The 11,856-nt window shown below is 40.0% G+C and carries 6 protein-coding genes; 5 read left to right on the forward strand and 1 reads right to left on the reverse strand.

Features of this window, described 5'->3' with window-relative positions; all coding sequences use genetic code 11:
• The first annotated feature begins 35 nt into the window (after window positions 1–35).
• From LQ201_RS11360 to LQ201_RS11380, 5 genes are all read left to right on the forward strand, one after another.
• The gene (locus LQ201_RS11360) at window positions 36–3,056 is read left to right on the forward strand and encodes an amidohydrolase family protein (RefSeq protein ID WP_230142432.1); all 3,021 of its coding nucleotides are present in this window, start codon (window positions 36–38) and stop codon (window positions 3,054–3,056) included.
• Window position 3,057: 1 nt separating this feature from the next.
• On the forward strand, window positions 3,058–4,368 hold the full coding sequence (locus LQ201_RS11365; RefSeq protein WP_230142435.1) for an amidohydrolase family protein: 1,311 nt from the start codon (window positions 3,058–3,060) through the stop codon (window positions 4,366–4,368).
• A 239-nt stretch (window positions 4,369–4,607) separates the two neighbouring features.
• Window positions 4,608–7,778 carry a TonB-dependent receptor gene (locus LQ201_RS11370; protein ID WP_230142436.1) on the forward strand — a complete coding sequence of 1,057 codons (3,171 nt, stop codon included), beginning with the start codon at window positions 4,608–4,610 and terminating at the stop codon, window positions 7,776–7,778.
• A gap of 102 nt (window positions 7,779–7,880) precedes the next feature.
• Window positions 7,881–9,632: an ABC transporter ATP-binding protein gene (locus tag LQ201_RS11375; protein WP_215129585.1), complete on the forward strand. Its 1,752-nt coding sequence runs from the start codon at window positions 7,881–7,883 to the stop codon at window positions 9,630–9,632.
• A gap of 17 nt (window positions 9,633–9,649) precedes the next feature.
• Window positions 9,650–9,865, forward strand: coding sequence for a PLD nuclease N-terminal domain-containing protein (locus LQ201_RS11380; protein WP_230142438.1), 216 nt, complete (start codon window positions 9,650–9,652; stop codon window positions 9,863–9,865).
• Window positions 9,866–10,424: 559 nt separating this feature from the next.
• Here the strand turns inward: LQ201_RS11380 and LQ201_RS11385 are convergent.
• Complete coding sequence (locus LQ201_RS11385; protein ID WP_230142440.1) at window positions 10,425–11,747, reverse strand: MFS transporter; 1,323 nt, start codon at window positions 11,745–11,747, stop codon at window positions 10,425–10,427.
• Window positions 11,748–11,856: the final 109 nt, after the last annotated feature.

Raw genomic sequence — 11,856 nt, forward strand, 5'->3', positions numbered from 1 at the left:
TATTAGTTTTAAACAAAAAAAACACTAAACTTATTATGAAGAAAATTTTACTCGCCATTGGGCTGGTATTTTCTACTACATTTCTGTTTGCCCAGCAAACCTCCTTTCCTGTTAACGGTTCTTTCGATACCCGACCTGGAATGTTTGCTTTTACCAATGCAACCATAGTAGTTAATGCCAACCAAACCCTAACAAATGCCACACTTTTAATCAAAGGACAAACCATACAGGGTGTTGGCACCGGTTTAGCCGTGCCTAAAGGCTATGTGGTAATAGACCTTAAAGGAAAATTTGTTTACCCCTCCCTAATTGATGCCTTTACCAGTTATGGCCTTAGCGAAACACCTGCACAACAGCGTGGTTTCGGCGGTCAGCGTCAGTCTATTTTCGTATCTACCAAAAAAGGTGCTTATGGCTGGAACGAATCAATCAGGCCGGAAACTTATGTAAAAAGCATCTTTTCTACCGACAGCAAAAAAGCAGATGAATTACGTAAGGTAGGCTTTGGTAGTGTAAACGTAATTAATCGCGATGGTATTGCCCGCGGCGTTTCTGCTGCTGTAACTTTAAACGAAGGCGCAGATAACAGCGTATTTTTAAAAGATCAAACCGCAGCAAACTATTCATTTAACAAAGGAACATCATCAAACGATTACCCAACCTCATTAATGGGCTCTATTGCTTTATTGCGCCAAACCTATTATGATGCGCAATGGTATGGCAAACAAAAAGATGAGTTTAACATTTCTTTGGATGAATTTGGCAAGCAACAGACCATGCCACAGATTTTTGAAGTTGATGGATGGCAGAACATCCTGCGTGCTGATAAAATCGGAAAAGAATTTGGCAAAAAATACATCATTAAATCTACAGGTGATGAATACCAACGCATAAACGAGGTTAAAGCTACCGGAGCCAGTTTAATTATTCCAGTAACTTTCCCTAAAGCTTATGATGTTGAAGATCCGGCAGAGGCCAGAAACGTCACTTTATCACAAATGAAAGGCTGGGAACTGGCACCAACCAATCCAGCCAGCTTGGAAAAAGCAGGGATTAAATTTGCTTTAACGGCATTCGGACTGGAGAACAGTCGCGATTTTTGGGCAAATATCCGCACTGCGATAGAAAATGGCTTAACTGAAAAACAGGCCCTACAATCGGTTACCGAAATTCCTGCTTCACTTTTGGGCATCAGCGATAAAGTTGGTTCCCTGGAAAAAGGAAAAGTAGCCAATTTTTTAATCTCATCTGATAACCTGTTCAAAAACGGAAACATTATTTTCGAAAACTGGGTACAGGGCAAACGTTTCATTGTTAACAAAATGGATGTGAGCGATGTACGCGGCACTTATAATTTAAACGTTGATGGTATTGGTGCTTTAACCCTAAAAATTACGGGTACAGGTGGCGGATCGACAGCAGCTATTGAAAGAATTGGTGTAGATAGTGTAAAAACCACAGCAACCTTTAGCAGAAATGGCGATTGGATAAGCATCAATTTCAATTTAAAGAAAAACCCTAAGGGTGATGTCCGTTTAAGCGGTTACATTACTTCGGCAAATCCGGTTACCATCAAAGGCGAATCGGCTCTGGCTGACGGCACTACGGGAAAATTTACAGCAACTTATAAAGAAGCCGCAAAAGAAACACCTAAAAAAGAAGAGCCAAAAAGCACTTTGGCCATGGGGCCGGTAATTTACCCTTTCTCGGCTTTCGGAAGCACTGAACTGCCCAAACAAGAAACGGTTTTAATTAAAAACGGTACCGTTTGGACGAATGAAAAAGATGGAATCCTCCAAAATGCCGACGTACTTTTAGAAAACGGAAAAATTAAAGCGGTTGGCAAAAACCTTTCGGCAAGCGGCGCAAAAGTGATCGATGCTACCGGTAAACACGTAACCGCTGGTATTATTGATGAGCACTCGCACATTGCAGGCGCAGGCGGCATAAACGAAGGTGCACAATCGGTTTCTGCCGAGGTACGCGTTGCCGACATCCTCAACTCTGAAGACGTAAACATTTACCGCCAGCTGGCCGGTGGTGTAACCACTTCACAAATCCTGCATGGGTCTGCCAATCCGATCGGTGGTCAGTCGCAATTGATCAAACTACGCTGGGGCAAATCGCCAGAGGAACTGAAATTTGCAGGTGCTGATGGCTTCATTAAATTTGCTTTGGGCGAAAACGTGAAACAAAGCAATTTCGGCACAGGTGCCCGTTTCCCGGTTACACGTATGGGTGTTGAGCAAACTTTTGTGGATGAATTTACCCGTGCAAAAGAATATGAAAAAGCATTATCCGTAAAAGGTAACAGCGTACGTAAAGATTTAGAATTAGATGCTATTGTTGAGATTTTGAACAACAAACGTTTCATTACCTGCCACTCTTATGTGCAGAGCGAGATTAATATGTTAATTCATGTGGCAGACAGCTTAGGCTTTAAGATCAACACCTTTACACACATTTTAGAAGGTTATAAAGTAGCCGATAAAATGAAAGCACACGGCATTGCAGGTTCTACCTTTTCTGATTGGTGGGCCTATAAAAACGAAGTGGCCGAAGCCATCCCTTACAATGGAAAAATTATGCATAATGTTGGTGTAACTACGGCTTTCAACTCTGATGATGCCGAAATGGCCCGTCACTTAAACCAGGAAGCTGGTAAATCGGTATTATACGGTAACGTTCCGGAAGAAGATGCCTTTAAGTTTGTAACCTTAAACCCGGCAAAAATGCTGCACATCGACGATAAAGTGGGCAGTTTAAAAGCAGGTAAAGATGCAGATGTGGTGATCTGGACCGCCAATCCACTTTCTATCTATGCCAGGGCAGAGAAAACTTTTGTAGATGGTATTGCTTATTGGGATATCGAGAAAGATGCTCAGGTAATCAAAGCTCAACAGACAGAAAAAGCACGCTTGATCCAGAAGATGTTAGAGAGCAAAAGCAAAGGTGGCCGTACACAACGTCCATTGGGCGATGCACCACGTCTGTACAATTGCGAAACCTTAGAAAACTATTCAGCAGAATTAACCGAGAAAGAACATGCACACTAACATGAAAACATATTTATTCAGTCTGGCTTTTTCGGCTTCGAGCCTGATGTGTTTTGCGCAGGCGAACATATCGCCAGCTAAAAAACAAAGCAAAACCATTGCCATAACAGGTGCAACCGTACATGTTGGCAATGGAACAGTGATCGAAAACGGAACCATCCTTTTTGGCAACGGAAAAATTATCTCGGTTACCGCTAACGGACAGGTACCACAGGATGATGTAATGCGCATTGTGGCTACAGGTAAACACATTTACCCAGGCTTTATTGCTGCAACCACAAACCTGGGTTTAACCGAAATTGAAGCTGTAAAAGCAACATTGGATTTTCAGGAGATCGGAGATTTTAATTCACACATCCGTTCTATTGTGGCTTACAATACCGACTCGAAAGTTCCGGCTACATTACGTAGCAATGGCGTATTAATGGCGCAACCAACTCCACAAGGCGGCACGGTTTCGGGCAGTTCGTCAGTTGTTCAGCTTGATGCCTGGAACTGGGAAGATGCAGCCCTTAAAACAGACGATGCCATGCACATGGCCTGGCCTGTTACGCCACGTTTTAGAGGCGGTTTTGGTGGTTTCGGCAGGCCACAACAATCGCCAGAAAGCTTAGCCGAAAGAACGCAGGCTGCCATTGCGCAGTTAACTTCTTTCTTTGCCGAGGCAAAAGCTTATGCTGAAATGAGCAAACCAGATGCAATTAATACCCGTTTCGAGGCGATGAAAAAAGTATTCGCCGGTAACGAAAAATTGTTTATCGCGGCCGAAAGTCAGAAAGATATTGTTGCAGCCGTTAATTTCGCCAAGAAATTTGGCATCACCCCGGTAATTACAGGGGCAGATGAAGCTTACCTGATCATCGATTTCTTAAAAGAAAACAACATTACCTTAGTGGTGAAACAGCCTCATGCTTTACCTAACAATAATGATGACGATGTAAATATGCCTTACAAAAATGCTGCAATATTGGCCAATGCAGGCTTAAATGTAGTATTGAGTATTGATGGTTACTGGCAACAACGCAACCTGCCTTTTATGGCGGGTACGGTTACGGCCTGGGGCTTGGATAAAGAAAGAGCTTTATCAACCATTACCTTAAACGCTGCAAAAGCGATGGGCGTTGAGAAAAGCACAGGCAGTATTGAGACGGGCAAAGATGCTACTTTCTTTATTTCAGCTGGCGACGCTTTGGATATGCGCACCAACAAAGTGGAGCAGGCTTTTATTCAAGGCAGGGATATTAATCTTGATAACCTGCACAAACAGTTGGATAAAAAGTTTAGTGATAAATATATTGTTGAGAAGAAATAAGTTAACACCAGTTTAACACAAACGGCCGATATTGATTTATCGGCCGTTTTTTATTTTAACATCAGCAATCAAAATGCCAACACACTAAACCTATTATTAATATTAAATCAGGATTCAGTTAACAGCACATTAACATCTTTGTCATCATAAAAAATCAGAACAAATCATAATGAAATCTGCCTGAGCAGCAAAAAAACAGGCTCAGGCAAGCTTCATAACCGTTAAAAAAACAAATGATGATGAAAAATTTACTTATTGCAGTGATGCTGTTTTTATGTTATTCCAGTAATTCGGTTATAGCACAGACTACCCAAGCATCAATCTCCGGAATTGTAACGGATAATCAAAAGAAGCCCATCCCAGGTGTTTCTGTTCAAATCAAAAACAACTCTACTGGTTTTACCACCAGAACATCAACAAACGCTCAGGGAGAATACACATTTAAAGAGCTTCCTTTAGGTGGCCCCTACACCATTAAAGCAACATACATTGGCTTTGCAGAGCAAAACAGAACAGGTTATATGCTTAACCAGGGCGATGCTGTAATCGTAGCGGTTAACATGCAGGAAGATGCGAAAACACTTGATGGTATCACAGTTAATGGATCAGCTTTAAGAAATAAAGTGCAGCAATTTGGTGCTTCAACAGAAATTTCATCGAAGACGATGAACTTGTTACCAGTAAATGGCCGTAACTTTTCAAGTTTAACAGACTTATCTCCGCTATCAGGTCCCGGTGGAATTTCTGGCCAGTTAGGCTCGTCAACCAACTTCACCATTGATGGTATGACAGCGAAAAACCCAACTTCAGCAGGTAGTACAACCAGCCGTAGTGGTGCGCCATATTCTATCTCAATTGAAAGTGTCCGTGAGTTTAAAGTAGTAACCAATCAGTACGATGTAAGTTTAGGTCGTTCAGGTGGTGGTACAATCAGTGCTGTAACTAAATCTGGTACAAATCAAATTACAGGTAGTGCTTTTGCTTATAACCGTGCTGATTTCCTTGCAAGTAAATATGACATCAGAGGAAATAGAAGAACTAATGATTTTTCAACTTATCAGTATGGTTTTAGCTTAGGTGGCCCGATCATAAAAGATAAATTACATTATTTTGCAGCCTGGGATCATCAAAGAGATTCTCGCCCATTAATTATTGCCGATATTAACTCGGATGCGGATGTAGCCCGTTTCAACATCACAAACAGCACACTAAATAATTTTTTAGCTGTTGCAAGATCAAAATATGGTGTAGCTAATACTCCACAATTTGGTTCTTTCCCAAAAAAGAGAGGCACCGATGCAGGTTTCCTTCGTTTAGATTGGCAGATTGATGATAAAAATTTATTAACCGTTAGAGATAACTATACCAACGACAGAAATCCGTTAGGATTAGCTGACAATACGGCCATCAACTTTTACGAAAGTTATGGAAATGATAAAAACGTGGATAATAGCTTATTGGCTACCTTACGTTCAACAATCAGCAGCAAAGTTACCAATGAATTAAAATTGCAGCATTTGTACACCTACCAGGCTAGTACGCAAAATGATGAATTAGGTTTTGCTATACCAAGAGCGGTTGTTTCTAATTTACAATCTACTACCCCAACTGGCAGTTTATTAACAGCTATTCAAATTGGCGGTCACCGTTTCGGACAAGAAGGTTTTACCAATAACGTGTTGCAATTGGTAGATAATTTCTATTATAACACAGATAAAATTAAATATACTTTTGGTGTAGATATCATGTACACCCATGCAAAATCATTGTATGGTAGTGAAGTAAATGGTCGTTTTACTTTTAACAGATCAGGCACAGGAGCAACCGATCCAACCGCTTTACAAAACTTCGATAATTTAACACCAATCAGTTATTACAGAGAAGTTCCTTTAGTTGCTGATCCAACTGTTGTCGGCAAATTATGGAATACAGCAGTATATGGCCAAATGCAAACTAAATTGGGTAAAGGTTTAGATTTTACAGGTGGTTTACGTTTAGATTATAGCAAGTACCCAACCTCACCATTAAATCAGCAATTATTTGATGCCATAGGTGTAAGAACAGATCATAAATTAAAGCAGTTTTTAATTCAGCCTCGCATCCAGTTTAATTGGGATGTGAATGAAAAACATACTGATTACGTTCGCTTAGGCGCCGGAATTTTTGGATCAGATGTGAACAATTATGTAACCATTAACAACTTAACATTTGATGGTAAACATTTTGCAACGGTTGATGTTACAGGTACAGGTGTACCTACTCCTAACTTTATTGGCTACAGAAACGGAACTGCTTCAGCACCAACGCTACCGTCACTACAAATCCCTACCATTAATACTTATGCTGACGATGCGAAAATACCAGTAGTGTATAAAGCAAACTTATCTTATAACAAATTAATAAATGATAGAATACGTATAGGTATTACCGGTTATGCAACTTTAGCACGTAATAACTATATGTATGTAGATAGAAATATGGTTGCCGATCCTTTCTTCAGATTATCGAACGAAGGAGACAGAGGAGTTTATGTGCCTGCAAACAGTATCATTACAGGTAATGGAACTACAGATTGGAAAAGAGGTCGTTTAACTAATCAGTTTGGTAGAGTATTAGAGATGAACAGCAAGGGCAAGGTAAATCAATTTGCAGTAGTTGTAGATGGTACCTGGAGATACTTTAAAGATGGAGAAATTTCGGCTAGTTTTACCTGGAATGATACAAAAGATAACACATCGTACAATGGTAACGTAGCTAACTCAGCAACATTATCTTTACCTGTTGTTGATGATCCACGCGATTTAAGCAGAATGACTTACTCAAATGGTCAATTTAGAAACAAAGTTGTAGTTTACGGAACATTACCATCATTCTACGGTATTAAAGCTGGGATTCGTTATTCGGGCATTGGCGGTACCAGATATAGTTTACTATCTGGTGGAAATACCAATGGCGATTTCGTGGCAACAAATGATTTAGCCTACATCTTCAACAGATCAAATACCAATGTACCAGCTGCACTTAGAACTGCTTTACAAGCCTTATTGGATAATGGCGCTGCAAGCCAGAGTTTGAAAGATTATATCACTAAGTACGAAGGTACCTTTGCTGAGCGCAATGGTGGTATAAATGGCTTCTATGGCACATTCGATTTAAGACTGGCTTATGAGTTTAAATTTGGCCCTCGTAAAAACCAGAAGGTAGAAATTTCTGGCGATTTGTTTAACGTAGCCAATTTGTTTAAGAAAACATGGGGTACAACGGAAACTTTAGGTACGCAGGCATTATATGCTGTAACAGGCTTTGACGCCGCAACTTCTAATTACAATTACCGCGTAAACAATACTGGTATTGTAACACCAACCGGAAACCCTTGGCAGGCTCAAATTGGTTTACGTTACGGTTTTTAACAAACATTTAGCTAAGTTTCTTAGCTTAAAGTCATAAAAAAAGGGAATGGATTTTTATCCGTTCCCTTTTTTTATGTTTGCATTAACAAACAACAAAACTTAATGGGATTATTACTTAACTACCTGAAAAACCACAAATGGATTGTGGCCTTAGCGTTATTGCTAGCAGGCATAAATATTGGTTTTTCACTTTTAGATCCATACATCACCGGTCGGATTTTAGACCGCTTTATCAATAAAAAAGATTCGTTAACCTATAACCAATACCTTTGGGGTTCGCTGGGTTTAATCGGGCTGGCTATTGGTGCAGCCATGGTTTCGCGTATCGCTAAAAACTTTCAGGATTATTTCACCAGTGTGATTGTTCAAAAAGTTGGCGCAAAAATGTATGCTGATGGTTTGCAACATTCTCTAAAACTGCCTTATCAGGTTTTCGAAGATCAACGCAGTGGCGAAACATTGGGTATTTTACAAAAAGTACGTTTGGATTCGGAGAAGTTTATCACCGCCTTTATCAGCATCCTTTTTGTAAGTTTAATCGGAATGATTTTCGTTATCGTGTATTCGGTTTCGGTAAGCTACAAAGTTACCCTGGTTTATTTTTCAGCTATTCCGATCATCAGTTTCGTGAGCTGGTTTTTAAGTCGCAAAATTAAAACCATCCAACGCTCTATCGTTGGCGAAACCACAGCTTTAGCAGGTTCTACCACTGAATCGTTAAGAAACATCGAACTGGTTAAGAGTTTAGGTTTGGCCGATCAGGAAATTGACCGGCTGAATAAAACCACTTACAAAATTTTGGGTTTAGAACTTAAAAAAGTGAAATATGTGCGCAGTATGAGTTTTGTTCAGGGCACAACCGTTAACCTGGTCCGCAGTACAATGGTATTGGTTTTACTGCTCCTTATTTTCGACAATACGATTTCTGCCGGACAGTACTTCTCATTCCTTTTTTACTCGTTCTTCCTTTTCGGACCGCTACAAGAACTGGGCAATGTGATTTTAACCTGGCGTGAGGCTGAAGTTTCGTTAGGTAACTTTAAAAAGATTCTAAGTACACCAATTGATAAAAAACCAGAGAATCCAACTTCTATAGCAAAAATTAAGGATCTAACCTTTAACAACGTTGGCTTCAAACACCTAACAGCCAATAGAAATGCTTTAGATAATATTTCATTTAAAACCCATCACGGGCAAACCATTGCATTTGTAGGCCCATCAGGTTCTGGAAAAAGCACACTCGTGAAACTATTGGTGGGTTTATATCCGGCAAAAGATGGTGAGATTTTATACAATGGTATTCCAAGTAACGATATCGATCTTGATGCCTTACGCGAGAAAATCGGTTTCGTAACGCAAGACACGCAATTGTTCTCGGGTACAATAAGAGAAAACCTGTTGTTTGTTAACCCTAATGCTACAGATGAAGAATGTTATAAGGTTTTAAACCAGGCAGCCTGTCAAACTTTACTGGCCCGTGCCGACAAAGGTTTGGATTCTTTAATTGGCGAGGGTGGTGTTAAAGTCTCGGGAGGAGAAAAACAACGTTTATCAATTGCAAGAGCACTGCTCCGCCAACCAGATATTTTGGTTTTTGATGAGGCCACTTCTTCGCTGGATTCGATTACAGAAGAAGAGATTACCAAAACAATCCGTTCAGTTTCAAATTTAACTGATCACATTACCATTTTGATTGCGCATCGTTTATCGACCATAAAACATGCTGATAAAATTTATGTTTTAGAGAAAGGCCATATTATTGAGCAAGGACGGCATGAAGAACTAATTGCACAAAATGGTTTGTATCAAGCCATGTGGCGCCAACAAATTGGAGAAAGAGTTGTTGAAGCTTAGGAACAATTTTTTTAATTATGTTACTAGCTCAAATAGAAAGCAACCAGATTGCAATTATCATTATTATAGCAGCCATACTTTGGCTGGCATTAATATTAGCGGCATTGTACCATATATCGAGAAACAACCACATCAGTTTCTCGGTAAAAGTACTTTGGTTTATCATTATCCTGCTTGCCCCCTTTTTAGGTTCCATTATTTATCTAATCTGGGGTAAGAACAAGAAGTTTTAATGTTTCGTGGCCGATGGCTCATTAGCTAATCACACAGTATAGTATCGCTATGGTCCGTGCCCTCACAGACCATTTCTTATTCAAAAACAAATACTGTTGGTAGAATAAGTCTATTTTTTTGGAAAGCAATTCCAGTTTTCTTCGGTTTGGTTCCGTCCCGCTGTTCCTCCTGCCGATAGCTATTGATAAAAAAATAACAAATCCCCTCTATCGGCATCCGTGCCATCGGGTTTAGGTGGCCTGGGCAAACCCATAACTGACATTTTTTACCGCTATGGGTTTTGCATGAGAGATAGCAGTGGAAATCCTTTTTTGATTTTTCTTCAAAAAAGATTGCAACGGATAGCCCGGCCCTTTCCCGATTCATCGGGATTAGGGGCATGCCCAAATTATTTGCAATAAAATATTTTCCTTATCGCCATGGTCCGTGCCCTCACAGACCATTTTTTTGTTTCACCACCAAGACGCAAAGGCACAATAAATAGTTAATTTATTATTAAATTCCAGAATGTCAACTTTCTGGCAAACTGGCTATTAAAGTTGACAACTCTTTTAGTAACTAAACAGCCTTGCTGGTTTGTTCATTAATATCCTGCAAACTCAGTTTCGTTAAAGATTTCGTTTTTAACCATGTAATTCCAGCAATTGCCAATGTCATCGTTCCACCAAAAACTACCGATGGGATAGTACGCATTAACTTTGCGGTAAGGCCTGATTCGAAAGCTCCGATTTCGTTCGACGACCCAATGAACATGCTGTTTACTGCTGATACACGTCCGCGCATTTCGTCGGGCGTTAACAATTGCATAATGGTTGATCTGATGATTACACTTACGCTATCAAAAGAGCCTTCTAAAAAGAGAAAGAAGAGCGTTAAGTAGAAATTTTTAGATAAACTCCAGCAGATGATGCTTAAGCCAAAACCGGTTACGGCGATCAATAAATTTCGCCATGGTTTGTTCATCGGCGAAAAACGCGTCATAGCAAGCATGGTAAAAACAGACCCTGCAGAAACAGCGGCCCGCATAAAGCCTAAACCCTCGGGTCCAACTTTTAGTATATCATTTGCAAACACAGGCAATATGGCTACCGCACCACCAAAAAACACCGAAAACAGATCCAAACTCATTGCCCAAACCATCATTTTGGTTTTAAACACAAAATTTATTCCTTTAAGCAAACTCTCTTTAATATTTTCTTTGGGCACAAACTGCGGAGGGTGTACTTTTAAAAAGAAAATACAGATAAGGGCTATAAATACAAAAGAAATAATTACGATATAAGTGATGGTAATACCGAAGAAACCATAAGTTATTCCTCCTATTGCCGGCCCTAAAATAGAAGCCATCTGCCAGCTCGAACTGCTCCAGGTGCTCGCATTTGGATAAAGGTTTTTTGGTAAAATCTGAGCCATTAAAGAGAATGTAGCCGGACCGAAAAACCCTCTTGATATCCCCATCCCAAATACGAGTACATACATAATTAAGGCAATTAGATTCACCTTAAAATTAAACAGGGTAAAAATAATATCGAACTGCCCAAGGTTAAACTGCGGTAATGTTACCAGCAGCATAATGAGGGTACAAAGAAATACGCCTCCAAATACTTTGAGCAATAAGCCCCTTTTTTCGCTCTTATCTGCAACATAACCTCCGTATAATGCAATCCCTATAGCAGGAATAGCCTCACACAGGCCTACAAACCCTAAGGCCAATGGATCTTTTGTTACGTGATAAATATAAATCCCAAGCACTACTGCCTGCATTTGATAGGCAAAGGTGAAGAAAAAACGCATGCCTAAATAAGAGCGGAACTCCCTAAAGCGCAATGCGGCGTAAGGATCTGGTTTTGTAATAACCGAATTGAGGTCTGAATCTGCCACAGAAAAAAATTTATTTGCAAAACTACGCTTTGAAAATTAAATAAGGGAATGGCCAAAGGCTTAAGCTTACCTGTTTTTTCTATTAAAAAGTAAAAATATCCGATCGGCC

It is taken from the genome of Pedobacter sp. Bi126 (assembly GCF_918698245.1).
In the GTDB taxonomy this organism is placed as follows: domain Bacteria; phylum Bacteroidota; class Bacteroidia; order Sphingobacteriales; family Sphingobacteriaceae; genus Pedobacter.